This window comes from Cellulomonas persica (assembly GCF_007989825.1).
GTDB lineage: Bacteria > Actinomycetota > Actinomycetes > Actinomycetales > Cellulomonadaceae > Cellulomonas > Cellulomonas persica.
The window spans coordinates 78,629-94,199 of record NZ_BJUA01000002.1; the positions used below are offsets into that span (position 1 = coordinate 78,629).

General features: G+C 73.8%; 13 protein-coding genes. 3 read left to right on the plus strand and 10 right to left on the minus strand.

Annotated elements, in window-relative coordinates; translation table 11 throughout:
* Nucleotides 1-3: 3 nt before the first annotated feature.
* On the plus strand, nt 4-1,464 hold the full coding sequence (gene gnd, locus CPE01_RS02175; RefSeq protein ID WP_146805015.1) for an NADP-dependent phosphogluconate dehydrogenase: 1,461 nt from the start codon (nt 4-6) through the stop codon (nt 1,462-1,464).
* A complete protein-coding gene (locus tag CPE01_RS02180; protein ID WP_246783679.1) occupies nt 1,461-2,735 on the plus strand; it encodes a carboxylate--amine ligase in 1,275 nt (424 codons plus the stop codon). Before gnd ends, CPE01_RS02180 begins: the two co-directional genes overlap by 4 nt.
* A gap of 102 nt (nt 2,736-2,837) precedes the next feature.
* Here the strand turns inward: CPE01_RS02180 and CPE01_RS02185 are convergent, their stop codons facing one another.
* The 9 genes from CPE01_RS02185 to CPE01_RS02215 all read right to left on the minus strand — a co-directional run bounded on the left by CPE01_RS02185 (nt 2,838) and on the right by CPE01_RS02215 (nt 10,558).
* Nucleotides 2,838-3,323 (minus strand): hypothetical protein, encoded by a 486-nt coding sequence (locus tag CPE01_RS02185; RefSeq protein ID WP_146805016.1) that lies wholly within the window; start codon nt 3,321-3,323, stop codon nt 2,838-2,840.
* A 9-nt stretch (nt 3,324-3,332) separates the two neighbouring features.
* On the minus strand, nt 3,333-4,151 hold the full coding sequence (locus CPE01_RS02190; RefSeq protein ID WP_146805017.1) for a dihydrofolate reductase family protein: 819 nt from the start codon (nt 4,149-4,151) through the stop codon (nt 3,333-3,335).
* Nucleotides 4,148-4,303, minus strand: a complete 156-nt coding sequence (locus CPE01_RS16290; RefSeq protein ID WP_186811371.1) for a hypothetical protein — start codon at nt 4,301-4,303, stop codon at nt 4,148-4,150. The genes CPE01_RS02190 and CPE01_RS16290 overlap by 4 nt, the downstream gene beginning before the upstream one ends.
* An 8-nt stretch (nt 4,304-4,311) precedes the next feature.
* Complete coding sequence (gene cobA / locus CPE01_RS02195; RefSeq protein ID WP_146805018.1) at nt 4,312-5,496, minus strand: uroporphyrinogen-III C-methyltransferase; 1,185 nt, start codon at nt 5,494-5,496, stop codon at nt 4,312-4,314.
* On the minus strand, nt 5,496-6,935 hold the full coding sequence (locus CPE01_RS02200; protein ID WP_443092623.1) for a sulfate adenylyltransferase subunit 1: 1,440 nt from the start codon (nt 6,933-6,935) through the stop codon (nt 5,496-5,498). Before CPE01_RS02200 ends, cobA begins: the two co-directional genes overlap by 1 nt.
* Before the next feature lie 110 nt (nt 6,936-7,045).
* Nucleotides 7,046-8,026 carry a sulfate adenylyltransferase subunit CysD gene (gene cysD, locus CPE01_RS02205; RefSeq protein ID WP_146805020.1) on the minus strand — a complete coding sequence of 327 codons (981 nt, stop codon included), beginning with the start codon at nt 8,024-8,026 and terminating at the stop codon, nt 7,046-7,048.
* Nucleotides 8,023-8,742, minus strand: a complete 720-nt coding sequence (locus tag CPE01_RS02210) for a phosphoadenylyl-sulfate reductase (protein ID WP_146805021.1) — start codon at nt 8,740-8,742, stop codon at nt 8,023-8,025. Before CPE01_RS02210 ends, cysD begins: the two co-directional genes overlap by 4 nt.
* Entirely contained in the window at nt 8,739-8,903 is a 165-nt protein-coding gene (locus tag CPE01_RS16295) for a hypothetical protein (RefSeq protein ID WP_186811372.1), read from the minus strand. Before CPE01_RS16295 ends, CPE01_RS02210 begins: the two co-directional genes overlap by 4 nt.
* Nucleotides 8,900-10,558, minus strand: coding sequence for a nitrite/sulfite reductase (locus CPE01_RS02215; RefSeq protein WP_146805022.1), 1,659 nt, complete (start codon nt 10,556-10,558; stop codon nt 8,900-8,902). Before CPE01_RS02215 ends, CPE01_RS16295 begins: the two co-directional genes overlap by 4 nt.
* 331 nt (nt 10,559-10,889) lie before the next feature.
* On the opposite strand from CPE01_RS02215, the gene zapE reads away from it, so the two are divergent.
* Nucleotides 10,890-11,999, plus strand: coding sequence for a cell division protein ZapE (zapE, locus tag CPE01_RS02220; protein WP_371861969.1), 1,110 nt, complete (start codon nt 10,890-10,892; stop codon nt 11,997-11,999).
* 4 nt (nt 12,000-12,003) lie between these two features.
* Here the strand turns inward: zapE and CPE01_RS02225 are convergent, their stop codons facing one another.
* Entirely contained in the window at nt 12,004-15,537 is a 3,534-nt protein-coding gene (locus CPE01_RS02225) for a bifunctional proline dehydrogenase/L-glutamate gamma-semialdehyde dehydrogenase (protein ID WP_146805024.1), read from the minus strand.
* Nucleotides 15,538-15,571: the final 34 nt, after the last annotated feature.

The following is a 15,571-nucleotide window of genomic DNA, read 5'->3' on the forward strand; positions in this document are numbered from 1 at the left end:
AGCATGGTCGACAACGCCCCCGGCGGTCAGGTCGGGATCGCGCAGATCGGTGTGACGGGGCTGGCGGTCATGGGCCGCAACCTGGCGCGCAACTTCGCCCGCAGCGGCTTCACGGTCGCGGTGCACAACCGGTCGTTCGCGAAGACGCAGTCGCTGGTCGCCGACCACGGCGACGAGGGCACGTTCGTCCCGTCGGAGTCGCTCGCCGACTTCGTCGCCTCGCTCGAGCGGCCGCGCAAGGTCGTGATCATGGTCAAGGCGGGCGGCCCGACCGACGCGGTGATCGACGAGCTCGTCCCGCTCCTCGAGCCGGGCGACATCGTCGTCGACGCGGGCAACGCGCACTTCCCGGACACGATCCGCCGCGAGAACGCGCTGCGCGCCCACGGCCTGCACTTCGTCGGCTCGGGCGTCTCGGGCGGTGAGGAGGGTGCGCTGCTCGGCCCCTCGATCATGCCCGGCGGCACGCGCGAGTCGTACGAGTCGCTCGGCCCCATCCTCGAGAAGATCGCGGCGAAGGTCGACGGCGTGCCGTGCTGCACCTACGTCGGCCCCGACGGCGCGGGCCACTTCGTGAAGATGGTGCACAACGGCATCGAGTACGCCGACATGCAGCTCATCGCGGAGGCGTACGACCTCCTCAAGCAGGGCCTCGGCGCGTCCGCGGCGGAGATCGGCGAGATCTTCGCGCAGTGGAACACGGGCGACCTCGAGTCGTTCCTCATCGAGATCACGGCCGACGTGCTGCAGCACGTGGACGCCGCGACGGGTTCCGCGTTCGTCGACGTCGTCCTGGACCAGGCCGAGCAGAAGGGCACCGGGCGCTGGACCGTCCAGAACGGTCTCGATCTGGGCGTCCCGATCACGGGCATCGCCGAGGCGACGTTCGCCCGGGCCCTGTCCGGCGGTGTCGCGCAGCGCGAGGCCGCGCGCAGCACCCTGGTCGCGGACACCGCGCCGTGGGCGGTCGAGGACCGGGACGCGTTCGTCGAGGACGTGCGCCTGGCGCTGTACGCCTCGAAGGTGGTCGCGTACTCGCAGGGCTTCGACCAGATCGCGGCCGCCTCGGCCGAGTTCGGCTGGGACATCGACCGCGGCGCGATGGCGCGGATCTGGCGCGGCGGCTGCATCATCCGCGCGCGGTTCCTCAACCGCATCACCGAGGCCTACGAGCGTGACGCGCACCTGCCGCTGCTGCTCGCCGACGAGTACTTCACGCAGGCGGTCGGTGCCGGGGTCGCCGCCTGGCGCCGGATCGTGGCGGGCGCCGCGCTGCACGGCGTGCCCACGCCCGCGTTCTCCTCGTCGCTCGCGTACTACGACGGCGTGCGGGCCGAGCGTCTGCCCGCGGCGCTGATCCAGGCGCAGCGCGACTTCTTCGGTGCCCACACCTACCGACGCACCGACCGCGACGGCTCGTTCCACACCCTGTGGTCGGGCGACCGCACCGAGCAGGACGCGTGACGCAGCCGCTCGGCGCCGCAGGCACGCCGCAGGACGACCGGCTGGAGGCGCGCGCGCTCCAGCCGGTCATCCTCGGGGCCGACATCGGCGTCTACGCACTCGCCCGCTCGTTCCACGAGCAGTACGGCGTGACCTCGGTCGTCGTCGCGGGCGCGGCGCTGGGACCCGTGCAGCACTCGTCGATCGTGCGGCACGAGATCGTCACTGACGGTCACGACCCGCGTCAGCTGGTCGACCGCCTGCTCGAGGTGGCGCGGGGCCTGGCGGACCGACGCCTGCTGCTCATGGCGAACTCCGACTGGCTCGTGCGGGTCGTCGTGGAGCACCGGGACGAGCTCGAGCCGTTCTACGCCGTGCCGTTCCTGTCCGCCGACCTGCTCGCCCGGATCAGCGACAAGGCGACGTTCGCCGAGATCTGCGCCGAGCTCGACATCTCCGTGCCGCGCACGATCGTGCAGGGCTTCGGCGCCGGCGAGCCCGACGTCCCCGTCGACCTCGAGTACCCGCTGATCGCCAAGGCCGCCAGCAGCGCCGACTACCAGGACGTGGAGTTCGAGGGCAAGAAGAAGGTCTTCGAGATCCAGTCGCCGGCCGAGCTCGCCGCACTGTGGCGCTCGCTGCGCGGGGCCGGGTTCGTCGGACGCTTCGTCGTGCAGGAGCTCGTCCCCGGTGACGACACGCAGATGCGGTCCGTCACGGCGTACGTGGACCAGCACGGCGTCGTGACGCTCTCGTGCTGCGCGCACGTGCTGCTCGAGGAGCACACGCCCTCGGGCCTGGGCAACCCGGCCGCGATGATCACATACCGCGACGACGCGATGCTCGAGCAGGCGCACCGCTTCCTCACGAGCACCGGCTACGTCGGGTTCGCCAACTTCGACGTCAAGGTCGACCCGCGCACCGGGCAGTTCCGGTTCTTCGAGGTCAACCCGCGCATCGGCCGCAACAACTACTACGTCACGGCGGCGGGCGCGAACCCGGTGCGGTTCGTCGTCGAGGACCGCGTCGAGGGGCGGGCCGTCGAGCCGGTCGTCGTCGAGCGCGAGGTGCTCTACTCGATCCTGCCGCACCGGCTGCTGCTCAGGTACGTGCGGGACCCGCAGCTCGCGGCCCGTGTCCGCCGGCTCATCAAGTCCCGCGCGACAGCCCACCCGCTGCGGTACGAGCGGGACCTGTCGCCGCGGCGCCGGTTCTACGTGCTCGCGGCGGCGGTCAACCAGATCCGCAAGTTCCGCCGGTGGTACCCCGAGCCGACGGACACCGGCTTCTAGGCGGAGCGCTCGTCGCGGGCGTGGCGCCGCCCGACCGACAGCACGAGGGCCCGACGGGACGATCCCGCCGGGCCCTCGTCGCGTGCAGGGGACGTGACGCGGTCAGCCGAGCTCGGACGTCCCCGAGTACAGGTGCAGGACCGGGAGCTCGAGCGTCTCGCGGGCGCGCGAGGCCCAGTCCTGGTGGAACGTGTCGAGCCATGCGTGCGGGTACGTGATGATCGCGACCTCGCGCGCCTCGCGGTCGACGGCCGCCTGGCGCAGCGCGGGCAGCGGGTCGTCGTCGACGATCTCGCCCGTGGCGCTGCGACCCGCGGCGGCGAACTCGGCCAGGGTCGCCGCGAGCTGCTCGGAGGCGGTGGCCTTCGCCTCGGTCAAGGTCGGCTCCTTGCCCCGCAGCCGCGCCAGCGCGTCCTTGAGGTCGCCGAGCCCGAGGTTGTCGACGATGGTCGGAAGCAGCGGCCGGTCGGAGTCCGCGGGCACGAGCACGTGGTACGCGAGCTGTTCGCCCTCGTGCAGCGCGAGCAGGTGCTGGACGTCGACGGGTGCGAGGGTGTCCTCGATGAGGACCAGGATCGTGTCGGTCACGTCGCGAGCCTAGTTCGACTCGTGCCTCGCCGGGGCGCGGACACCCCAGCGTCCCAGCAGCACCCCGTCGGCGTGCAACAGGTGCAGCAGTGTCGCCTCGCGCGGCGGTCGCAGCCAGGGCGCGCCGTCGAGGATCCGCGGCGCGGGGCCGCCGGCCACCGTCGGCGACCACGTGAGGAACAGCTCGTCGACCAGGTCCCGCGCCACCAGCTCGGCCAGCAGCGACGGTCCGCCCTCGGCCAGGACGCTGGTCAGGCCGCGGTCGACGAGCGCGCGCAGCATCACGACGAGGTCGACCTCGACCTCACCGGCGACGACGACGCGGTCGGTCCCGATGCGCTCGCGCAGCGCCCCCAGGCGCGGGTTGGTCGCGATCGTCACGACGAGCGGGGGGCGCGGCGCGTCGAGCAGCGCGTCCGGGAGGTCTCCCGAGCGCGTCACGACCGCGAGCTCGGGCGGCGCCGGGCGGCCGAGCGCGCGGCGCGTCCGTGCGAGCGGCGCGGGCAGGTCGAGCGTCCCGTACCGCTCCTGGCGCACCGTGCCGGCCCCGACGAGCACGACGTCGGCGAGCACGCGCAGCGACTCGAAGACCCGCAGGTCGGCCGCCCCGTTGATGGATCCCGTCACGTGGTCCGGGCCGGTGGCCGCTCCGTCCAGCGTCGCGATCATGTTCGCGCGCACCACGAGGGTCGGTCCGGTGTGCTGCGTGGTGTCCGCCGGGCGCTCGTCGACGAACGCCACGAGCTCGGCCTCGTCCGCGCGGGGCTCGAACCGGCGCGGCGCCGACTCGGAGCGGGGGAGCAGCACGTCGAGCGTCGGGGCGGTCATGGCTCCGACCGTACGTCGCACGGCTCGTCGGCGCCGTGCAGGTCGGTCGTGTGCAACTGGGCTTTGTGCAGCTCGGTTCTGTGCAGCTCGGTTCTGTGCAGCCCGGTCGTGTCCAGGTCGGTGCCGTCCAGGACGGCGGGCGGGGCGAGCACGGCAGCTCCTACGGGACGTCCGCCAGCGCGGCGACGTCACCGACGACGATCACGGCCGGGTTGGTCACGCCGCGGGCGCGGGCGAGCCCCGCGATCGTCGCGAGCGTGCCGACGGTCGTGCGCTGGCCCGGGAGCGTCCCGTTCTCCACGACCGCGACGGGAGTCGCCTCGTCGCGACCGTGCGCGACGAGGGCGGCCGCGTACTCGCCGAGCCGCGCCACGCCCATGAGCAGGACCAGGGTCCCGTCGAGCCGTGCGAGGTCAGGCCAGTGCGGCGTCGAGTCGTGCGCCGACAGGATCGTCACCTGCCTGGACAGTCCGCGGTGCGTGACGGGGATCCCGGCGGCACCGGGAACGGCGATCGCGCTCGTGACGCCGGGGACGACGGTGACCGGTACGCCCGCGGCGACGCACGCCTGCACCTCCTCGCCACCGCGCCCGAGCACGTACGGGTCGCCGCCCTTGAGCCGCACGACGCGCTTGCCTGCGCGCGCACGCTCGACGAGCACCGCGTTGATCTCGGTCTGCGTGAGCGTGTGCGCGTGCGGCGCCTTGCCGGCCTCGACGACCTCGACGTCCTCGTCGAGGTCGTCGAGCAGCTCGCGCGGCGCGAGCCGGTCCACGACCACGACGTCGGCCTCGGCGAGCGCACGCCGGCCCTTCGTCGTGATGAGGCCCGGGTCGCCCGGACCGCCGCCGACGAGCGTGACGCTGCCGCGGGCGGGCGGCCGGTGGTGCCGTAGCGGGAGCCCCGCGGTGTCGAGCAGCACCGCGATCGCCGACCGCAGGCGTGCGGCGCGGCGCGGGTCGCCGCCCGCTGTCACGGCGACGTCGACGTCACCGGCTCGCGCGACCGCGGGGCTCCACGCGGACGAGCGCGCGGCGTCGTCGGCGCGGACGCACCACACGCGCGCCGCCTCGGCGTCGGCGGCGACGCGGTCGTCGATCGTGCGCACCCCGGTCGCGGTGTGCACGAGCCACGCGCCGTCGAGGTCGCCGTCGGCGTAGTCGCGCTGCTCGTGCTGCACGGCGCCCGACGCGACGAGGGCCGCGAGGTCCTCGCACACGTCCGGCGCCACGACGAGGACGTCCGCGCCGTCGTCGACGAGTCGCGCGGTGCGGCGCGCCGCGACCGGGCCGCCGCCGACCACGACGACCCGTCGCCCGCGCACGTCCAGGAAGAGCGCGTGCATCAGATGCCGGCGCCCGCGAGCCAGTCGGTGTCGGACTCGCCCTCGGCCGTCGGTGCGAGCCGGTCGAGCAGGGTCGGCCCGACCATGCCCGCCGCCAGGGTCGTGCCGTCGGACGGGTCGACGAGCAGGAACGCGCCCGTGCCCCGGTGCGCGGCGTAGTCGTCCAGCAGGACGGGCTCGGCGAGCCGCACGCGCACACGTCCGATCGCGTTGAGCCCGAGAGCCGACGGGGCCGCGTCCGACGACGTGTCGGTCGCGTCGAGCGCGTACCTCGTGTCGACGCCGCTGACCAGCTCGACGGTCTGCGTGTCCACGTCGAGACGCGCGTCGACCTCGCGGAGCAGTGCGCGCACGGTCCGCGTCCCGATGCGTACGAGCAGGCGCGCGCCCAGGACCGAGCGTCGCTCCGAGAGCCAGCACACGGTCCCGACGAGGTCCTGGCCGAGCGTCGTGCGCGCGCCCGCCGGGACCAGGACGTCGCCGCGCGAGATGTCGAGCTCGTCGGCGAGGCGCACGGTCACCGAGCGGCCCGCGGCGGCGCTCTCGAGTGGCCCCGCGAACTCGTCGATGCCCGTCACGACGCTCGTCCGGCCTGACGGCAGCACCGTGACCTGGTCGCCGACGCGGACCGTGCCGGAGGTGATCCGGCCCGCGTACCCGCGGTAGTCCGGGTGCTCCGCGGTCCGCGGTCGGATGACGAGCTGCACGGGTAGCCGCAGCTCGTCGTCGGCGCGCAGGTCGGAGACCGGGACGGTCTCGAGGTGCTCGAGGAGCGTCGGGCCGTCGTACCACGGCGTGCGCGTCGAGCGGTCGACGACGTTGTCGCCGGTGAGCGCCGAGACCGGCACCGCGAGCACGTCCGGCAGTCCGAGCCCGGCCGCGTACGCCGCGAAGTCGTCCGCGATGGTGCGGAACGTGGCCTCGTCGAAGTCGACGAGGTCCATCTTGTTCACCGCGAGCAGCACGTGCGGGACGCCGAGCAGCGCCGCGACGGTCGCGTGCCGGCGCGTCTGCTCGAGCACGCCCTTGCGTGCGTCGACCAGCACGATCGCGAGCTGGGCCGTCGAGGCGCCCGTGACCATGTTGCGCGTGTACTGCACGTGGCCTGGCGTGTCCGCCAGGACGAACGCGCGCCGTGCCGTGGAGAAGTACCGGTAGGCGACGTCGATCGTGATGCCCTGCTCACGCTCGGCGCGCAGGCCGTCGGTGAGCAGCGCCAGGTCGACCTCGCCCTCGGCCGCGCCGCGCGCCGCGGTCGCGCGCTCGACGGCCGACAGCTGGTCCGCGAGGACCGACTTCGTGTCGTAGAGCAGACGGCCGATGAGGGTGGACTTGCCGTCGTCGACCGAGCCTGCGGTCGCCAGGCGCAGCAGCTCGCGCGAGGCGTGCTCGGCGGCACCGTCCGACAGCGCGGTGCCGGACAGCGTGGTGCCGGACAGCGCGGTACCGGGCGGAGCAGTCTCGGCCGGAGCGGGGGAGGCGGGGGCGGGGGACGTCGTCACGGGTCTCGTCTCGTCGTTCGTCAGGGTGGGTCCGGAGGCGGCGGGCATCAGAAGTAGCCCTCCCGCTTGCGGTCCTCCATGGCGGCCTCGGAGGCCCGGTCGTCCGCCCGCGTCGCGCCGCGCTCGGTGAGCCGGCTCGCCGCGACCTCCGCGATCACATCCGCCACCGTGGTCGCGGTCGACTCGACCGCGCCCGTGCAGCTCATGTCGCCCACCGTGCGGTAGCGCACCGTGCGGGTCTCGAGCGTCTCGCCCGCGCGCGGGCCGCCCCAGTCGCCCGGGGCCAGCCACATGCCGTCGCGGGAGAACACCTCGCGCTCGTGCGCGTAGTAGATCTCGGGGAGAGCGATGCCCTCGCGCTCGATGTAGCGCCACACGTCGAGCTCGGTCCAGTTGGACAGCGGGAACACGCGCACGTGCTCGCCGGGCTTGTGGCGGCCGTTGTACAGGTCCCACAGCTCGGGTCGCTGCCGCCGCGGGTCCCACTGACCGAACTCGTCGCGCAGGGAGAACACGCGCTCCTTGGCGCGCGCCTTCTCCTCGTCGCGGCGCCCGCCGCCGAACACGGCGTCGAACCGGTGCGACGTGATGGCGTCGAGGAGCGGGACGGTCTGCAGCGGGTTGCGGGAGCCGTCCGGCCGCTCGTGCACGCGGCCGTCGTCGATCGCGTCCTGCACGTGCGCGACCACGAGCCGCAACCCGTGCTGCGCGACGGTCGCGTCGCGGTAGGCGAGCACCTCGGGGAAGTTGTGCCCCGTGTCGACGTGCAGCAGCGTGAACGGCACGGTGGCGGGCCAGAACGCCTTGCGGGCCAGGTGCAGCATGACGATCGAGTCCTTGCCGCCGGAGAACAGCAGCACGGGCCGCTCGAACTCGCCGGCGACCTCACGCATGACGTGGATCGCCTCGGACTCGAGGGCGTCGAGCTGCGTGAGCCGGCCGGGCCCGGCCGCATGCGGTCCCGACGAGGGGGACTGCGTGCGGGTGGGTGCCGACGTGGGGGACGGGGCGCCGAGCGTCGTCGTCATGTGTGCAGACCGCATTCCGTCTTGGAGGTACCGGACCAGCGCCCCGCCCGCGGGTCCTCACCCGGGGCGACGGCGCGCGTGCAGGGGGCGCACCCGATCGAGGCGTACCCCGACTGGCGCAGAGGGTTGAGGACCACGCCCTCGGCCTCGACGTACGCGTCGACGTCGGCCTGCGACCAGGCGGCGAGGGGGTTGAGCTTGACCTTGTTGCGCCGGGTGTCCCACCCCACGACGGCGATGTCCGTGCGGGTGGGCGCGTCCTCGCGGCGCATGCCGGTGATCCACGCGCGGTACGGCGCGAGGCCGCGCTCCAGCGGCTCGACCTTGCGCAGCGCGCAGCACAGGTTCGGGTCGCGGTCGTGCAGGCGTGGTCCGTGCTCGGCGTCCTGCTCGGCGACCGTGCGCAGCGGCAGGATCGTCGTCAGGTGGATCGCGGTGAAGTCGGCGTAGTAGTCGCGCGTCCCGATGGTCTCGGCGAAGTGGTAGCCGGTGTCGAGGAAGATCACCTCGATGCCGGGTGCCGTGGCCGCCGCGAGGTGCACGAGCACCTCGTCGCCCATCGACGACGCGAGCACCAGGTCGGGGCCGAACGTGCGCGCCGCCCACGCGATGATCTCGCGCGGGTGCGCACCCTCGAGCTCCGAGCCGGCCCGCTCGGCGAGCGCGCGCAGCTCGTCGTCGGTCAGGTCGGCGGCGGTGGGGGTCGACGTGCTCATCGGTCACCTCCGGGTGTCGTCAGGCCGACGAAGCGCAGCGCGAAGGTACGGGCGCACGACCGGCACTCCCACTGGCCGTGGGTCTCGCCCACCGGCCACAGGTCCTCGCTCGCGCAGAACGGGCAGTAGTACGGCACCGCGCGGCCCTCGGACGTGCTCATCGCAGGTCCTCCTCGGCCGCGCGCTGGACCCACTGCGCGAACAGCTCGCCCTCGAGGCGCTGCTCGTCGAACCTGCGGGTCACGCGCTCGACGTAGTTTTCGAGCTCGGAGGCCGGCACGCGCAGGCCGCGCAGGGTCTTGCCGAGCCCGACGGTCAGGCCGAGCCCGCCTCCGAGGTGGACCTGGTAACCCTCCTCGCCCTGCGCGAGCGCGCCCTTGAGGCCGATGTCGGCCGTCTGGATGCGCGCGCACGAGTTGGGGCAGCCGTTGACGTTGATCGTGATGGGCTGGTCGAACGTCGGCAGGCGCTTCTCGAGCTCCCCGACGAGGGCCGTCGCACGCGCCTTGGTCTCGACGATCGCCAGCTTGCAGAACTCGATGCCGGTGCACGCGAGCGTGCCGCGCCGGAACGTCGACGGGTTGCGGACCTGCAGACCGAGGGCCTCGAGGCCGTCCACGACGGCGTCGACGTCGTCGGCGGCGACGTCGAGGATCACGAGCTTCTGCTCGCTCGTGAGCTGGACGCGGTCGGAGCCCGCTGCCTCGACCAGGTCGGCGACGGCGTCCAGGATCGGACCCGAGACGCGGCCCACCGTGGGCGCGGCACCGATGTAGAACCGGCCGTCCTTCTGCGGGTGCACGCCGACGTGGTCGCGGCGGCCGGTGGGCGGCGGCGCCGGCTCGGGCCCGTCGGGCAGCGCGTACCCGAGGTACTCCGTCTCGAGGACCTGGCGGAACAGCTCGGTGCCCCAGTCGGCGAGCAGGAACTTCAGGCGCGCACGCGTGCGCAGCCGCCGGTAGCCGTAGTCGCGGAAGATCGACGTCACGCCGACCCAGACCTCGGGGACCTGGTCGAGCGTGACGAACGCGCCCAGGCGCTTGCCGAGCATCGGGTTGGTGGACAGCGCACCACCGACCCACAGGTCGAAGCCCGGTCCGAGCTCGGGGTGCACGACGCCGACGAACGCCACGTCGTTGATCTCGTGCGCGACGTCCTGGTGCGGCGACCCGCTGATCGCGGTCTTCCACTTGCGCGGCAGGTTCGAGAACGCGGGGTCGCCGATGTAGAGGCGGTGGATGGCCTCGATCGCCGGCGTGCCGTCGATGATCTCGTCGGCCGCGACGCCCGCGACGGGCGAGCCGACGATCACGCGCGGGACGTCACCGCACGCCTCCTGCGTGGTGAGACCGACGCCCTCGAGCCGCCGCCAGATCTCGGGCACGTCCTCGATGCGGATCCAGTGCAGCTGGATGTTCTGCCGGTCGGTGATGTCGGCGGTGTCGCGGCCGAACTCACGTGAGATGCCCGCCACGGTGCGCAGCTGCGCGAGGGTGAGCTTCCCGCCGTCGCAGCGCACGCGGAGCATGAAGTACGAGTCCTCGAGCTCGTGGGGCTCGAGCGTGGCGGTCTTGCCGCCGTCGATCCCGGGCCGACGCTGCGTGTACAGGCCCCACCAGCGCATCCGGCCGCGCAGGTCGTCGCCGGGGATCGAGTCGAAGCCCTGCTGCGCGTAGACCGTCTCGATGCGATGACGCACGTTCAGGCCGTCGTCGGCCTGCTTGAGCTCCTCGTTGGCGTTGAGCGGCTCGCGCTGGTCGAAGGCCCACTGGCCTTCGACTCGTGCAGCGGGTGGGGCGATCCGGGTCTGCGCCATGAGGCGCTACCTCCAGGACGTTCATGGCGTACGGCTGCACCCAGGACACAGCGAGCGAGCGCTGGTCTTCCGTCCGGGCACGACCGCGCGCCCGGGTGGGGGACGTGGGCGGGGTCAGTTGCTCCGCAGACAGCAGCACATGCACATGGACGTCCGGGCACGCGCAGCCGAGCCGGCACACGGCCGACATACGCGCACGAACCCGGAGGAGATCACGGGTCGAGATTCACACGGGTTCCCCCGTTCGGGGAGTCCCAGACCGGATGGTGAGATGCGCGTGACGGCATGTGGACGACGATCCGACCATCCCGTGGACGTACCCTGGACCCTCGTGACCGACCTGCAGTCCACCCGACCGACGGCGCTGACCTCGCGCGTGCCTGCGGTCGACCCCGCGCGGCTCGTCGCCGAGCTGGTGCCGCCGCCCCACTTCGCGACCGCGTCGTTCGAGTCCTACGTGCCGGACCCGGTGCACCCCAGCCAGGCCGCGGCCGTGCAGCGGCTGCGCGACGCGGCGCAGGCCGTCGGCCGCGGTGCGGGCTCGTCGTGGCTGCGTCGTCGTCGCACGCAGCCCGAGGCCGTCTACCTCGATGGCGGGTTCGGTGTCGGCAAGACCCACCTGCTCGCCGCGCTCGCGCACGCGGTCACCGCCGCCGGGCACCGCGCCGCGTTCGGGACGTTCGTCGAGTACACGAACCTCGTCGGCGCGCTCGGGTTCCGCCAGACCGTCGACGCGCTCGCCGCGCACCGGCTCGTGTGCATCGACGAGTTCGAGCTCGACGACCCCGGCGACACCGTGCTGATGTCCCGGCTGCTGCGCGAGCTCGCCGACCACGGCGTCGCGCTCGCGGCGACGTCCAACACGCTGCCCGGCTCGCTCGGCGAGGGGCGGTTCGCCGCCGACGACTTCCTCCGCGAGATCCAGGCGCTCGCGGCCCGGTTCGACGTGCTGCGGATCGACGGCGACGACTACCGGCACCGCAGCGTCGAGCACGGTGAGGCGCTGGACGACGACGCCGTGCGCGCCGCGCTGGCGGGCCGCGCAGGAGCGACGCTCGACGACTTCGGGGCGCTGCTCGACCATCTCGCGACCGTCCACCCGTCCAAGTACGGCGCCCTGCTCGACGGCGTCACGCTCGTCGGCCTCACGGGCGTGCACGGCGTGCGCAAGCAGGACGTCGCGCTGCGGCTCGTCGTGCTCGTCGACCGGCTCTACGACCGGGACGTGCCCGTGCTGCTGGGCGGCGGCGGGACCGACGGGTTGTTCTCCGAGGAGATGAGGCGCGGCGGCTACCGCAAGAAGTACTACCGCGCGTTGTCCCGCCTGGGCGCGCTCGCGTCCGAGGGTGCCGCGCTCGCGGCCGCCACGGCTGCCTCCACGACGGACGCGCCGACGACGAGCGCGCCGACGACGAGCGCGCCGCCCGCGGTGGGCGCCTGAGCGGTCAGGCGGACGGCAGCACGTCGTCGGTGAGGTGGTTCTGCGTGCCGAACCGGTGCGCCGTGGCGCTCACGGCCTGCTCGCGCAGGAACGGCAGGAGCTCGACCCGCCCGGACTCGGTCGCCTCGTGGTCCCAGACCGCGACGTCCGGCCGCCCGCGCGTCGCGGGGACCGTCGACCCGGCGGTCGCCCCCAGGAGGCGGACGCGGCCGCCGTCGAGCGCGGACAGCCGTTCGAGCCACGCGTTCTCGTCCTCGACGTGCAGCGCGGCGGCCGCGGCGTCGACCGCTGCGGCGAGCCCACGGGGCAGGGCCTCGGCGGTCGAGACGACGACCGGCGTGCGCGCGGCGGCGGCGGCCGCGACCACGCGGGCGAGCGCCGCCGCGCCGTGCCCGGCCGCGAGGCGCACGAGCACGGGTTCGCGGCAGGGCAGGTGGCGCAGCACGTCGCGCTCCGCGTCCAGGCCGGTGACGTCGCGCGGCGCGAACCGGGTCGCGAGCGCGAGGGCGTCGCTGCGGGCGCCGCGCTCGACGGTGCCGGCCTCGTCGGGTGTGAGCTCGGCGCGCGCGGCTGCGACGATCGCGCGGACCTTCTCGTCGGTCACCTCCAGCCCCTCGGTCGCGGTCGCGGTCCGCCACGTGCCGAGCACGTCGAGGTAGCTCGGGCCGCCCGCCTTCGCGCCGGGTCCGACAGCCGAGCGCTTCCAGCCGCCGAACGGCTGGCGGCGCACGATCGCGCCTGTGATCCCGCGGTTGACGTAGAGGTTCCCGGCCTCGATGCCGTCGAGCCACGTCGCGATCTCGGCGCGGTCGAGCGAGTGCAGACCCGCGGTGAGCCCGTAGTCGACGTCGTTGGCGATCGCGATCGCCTCGTCCAGGTCGGCGGCGGTCATCACCGACAGCACCGGCCCGAAGTACTCGGTCAGGTGCGCGGGCGCTCCTCGTCGCACGCCCACGCGCACGCCAGGGCTCCACAGGCGGCCGGAGTCGTCGAGCCGGCGGGGCGCCAGCGCCCACCGTTCGCCGGGCGCGAGCTCGGTGAGCCCGGACAAGAGCTTGCCCGCGGCCGGCTCGATCACGGGTCCGACCTGGGTGCGCGGGTCCTGCGGGTAGCCGACGACGAGCGACGAGGTCGCGTCGAGCAGCTGGTCGCGGAACCGGCGGGAGCGCGCGACGGAGCCGACGAGCACGACGAGCGACGCCGCCGAGCACTTCTGCCCCGCGTGCCCGAAGGCGGAGGTCACGACGTCCTTGACCGCGAGGTCGAGATCCGCGCTCGGCGTCACGACGATCGCGTTCTTCCCGCTCGTCTCGGCGAGCAGCGGCAGGTCGGGCCGGAACGAGCGGAACAGCGCGGCGGTGTCGTAGGCGCCCGTGAGGATCACCCGGTCGATGCCGGGGTGGGCGACGAGCGTACGGCCGAGCGTGCCCTCGTCGACCTGCACGAGACGGAGCACGTCGCGCGGGACGCCCGCCTCCCACAGCAGCTCGGCGAGCACCGCGCCGCAGCGCTGCGACTGGCCCGCGGGCTTGAGCAGGACGGCCGAGCCGGTGGCGAGCGCGGCGAGCGTCGACCCGGCGGGGATCGCGACGGGGAAGTTCCACGGGGGAGTCACGAGCGTGAGGGACGCCGGGGTGAAGAGCGCGCCGTCCACGTGCTCGAGGTCGCGCGCGAGCTCGGCGTAGTAGTGCGCGAAGTCGACCGCCTCGCAGACTTCGGGGTCGCCCTGGTCGAGCGTCTTGCCCGTCTCGGCGGCCATGACCTCGATGAGCTCGGCGCGGTGGGCCTCGAGCACGTCGCCGACGCGGTGCAGCACGCGTGCGCGCTCGTCGGCCGGCAGCGCCGCCCACGCGTGCGCGGCCGTGCGTGCTCGGACGACCTCGTCGTCGACCCCGTCGGACGAGCGCAACCAGGCCGCGTCGATCGTCGCCGAGCCGAGCGTCGAGACCGGAACCCGCGCGAGCACGTCGCGCGCCCAGGCGCGGTGCTCACGGACCGCGGGGTCGGTGTCGGGCGTGCTGACGAACCGCCCCGGGCCCGGAGGCGCGCCGACGGCCGCGTACCGGTCGGGTGTCCGGTGCCGGGCGGGCACCTCGTCGTCGAGCGCCGCGACCGACGCGAGGAAGCGGTCACGCTCGCGTGCGAACAACGCCGGGTCGGAGTCGAGCTCGAACACCGCGGACATGAAGTTCTCCGCCGACGCACCCTCCTCGAGGCGTCGGATCAGGTAGGCGATCGCGACGTCGAACTCGCGCGGAGCGACCACGGGCGTGTAGAGCAGCAGGCCGCCGACCTCGCGCCGGACCACCTCGGCCTGGCCCTGCGCCATGCCCAGGAGCATCTCGACCTCGACCGCGTCGCGCACCCCGCGTCGGCCGGCGAGCAGCCACGCGTACGCGACGTCGAACAGGTTGTGCCCCGCGACGCCGAGCCGCACGTTGCGGACGCGGTCGGGGTGCAGCGCGTAGTCCAGGACGCGCTTGTAGTGCGTGTCGGACTCGCGCTTGGTGTGCCAGGTGGACAGCGGCCAGCCGTGCAGCTCGGCCTCGACGTGCTCCATGGGCAGGTTCGCGCCCTTGACCAGGCGCACCTTGATCGGCGCACCGCCCCGCGCACGGCGCGCGGCGGCCCACTCCTGGAGCCGCTGCATCGCGCTCAGCGCGTCCGGCAGGTACGCCTGCAGCACGATGCCGGCCTCGAGGTGCAGCAGGTCCGGCTCGTCGAGGAGGCGCATGAAGACCTCGAGCGTGACGTCGAGGTCCTTGTACTCCTCCATGTCGAGGTTGATGAACTTCCGCGTGCGGGAAGCGGCCGCGAGCCGGAACAGCGGCCGGAGCTCGGCGACCGTGTGCGCCACGGTCTCGTCGAACGCCCACGGGTTGTGCGGCGCGACGGTCGACGAGACCTTGACCGAGACGTAGTCCACGTCGTCACGGGCGAGCAGCCGCATCGTCCCGGCGAGGCGTCGGCTCGCCTCGCGACGCCCGAGCACGGCCTCGCCGAGCAGGTTGACGTTGAGGCGGACGCCGGGCCTGCGCAGGCGAGCGATCGCGCGGCCGAGCCGACGGTCGGTCGCGTCGATGACGAGGTGGCCGACGAGCTCGCGCAGCACGCGCCGGGCGGCGGGCACGACGACGTGCGGGAGCACGGGGGCGAGTGCGCCGCCGAACCGCACGAGCGCGCGCAACCCGGGGGACAGGAACGCGGGCGTCCGGCGGGACAGGTCGCGCAGTGCCGCGGCCGCGACGTGCACGTCCTGCGGACGGATCACGCCGTCGACGAAGCCGACGACGAACGCCAGGCCGTCCGGGTCCTTGAGGGCGGCGGCGAGCTGCGCGGCCGAACCGTCGACCGGGTGCCCGGCGGCGTCCGCGAGCCAGCGCTCGACGAGTGCGACCGCCTCCTGCGCGAGGTCGCTCGCGCCTGCCGACCCCGCTGCCGCGCGGTCGGGATCGAGATCGGGCTCGCGATCGGTCTCGCGGTCGGGGTCGGGCACCGGCGCACCCGCCGGCACGGCAGGGCTGGGCTGGACCGTCATGGCGCTCCTTCGTGCGAGGTGACCGGGCTCGTCG

What these genes read in the sequence shown, in the direction of transcription:
- cobA (WP_146805018.1), bottom strand. Translation starts at nt 5,496, where the DNA reads ATGCACGCGCTCTTCCTGGACGTGCGCGGGCGACGGGTCGTCGTGGTC.
- CPE01_RS02225 (WP_146805024.1), bottom strand. Translation starts at nt 15,537, where the DNA reads ATGACGGTCCAGCCCAGCCCTGCCGTGCCGGCGGGTGCGCCGGTGCCC.
- CPE01_RS16295 (WP_186811372.1), bottom strand. Translation starts at nt 8,903, where the DNA reads ATGAGCACGTCCGAGGGCCGCGCGGTGCCGTACTACTGCCCGTTCTGC.
- CPE01_RS02210 (WP_146805021.1), bottom strand. Translation starts at nt 8,742, where the DNA reads ATGAGCACGTCGACCCCCACCGCCGCCGACCTGACCGACGACGAGCTG.
- cysD (WP_146805020.1), bottom strand. Translation starts at nt 8,026, where the DNA reads ATGACGACGACGCTCGGCGCCCCGTCCCCCACGTCGGCACCCACCCGC.
- gnd (WP_146805015.1), top strand. Translation starts at nt 4, where the DNA reads ATGGTCGACAACGCCCCCGGCGGTCAGGTCGGGATCGCGCAGATCGGT.
- CPE01_RS02190 (WP_146805017.1), bottom strand. Translation starts at nt 4,151, where the DNA reads ATGACCGCCCCGACGCTCGACGTGCTGCTCCCCCGCTCCGAGTCGGCG.
- CPE01_RS02215 (WP_146805022.1), bottom strand. Translation starts at nt 10,558, where the DNA reads ATGGCGCAGACCCGGATCGCCCCACCCGCTGCACGAGTCGAAGGCCAG.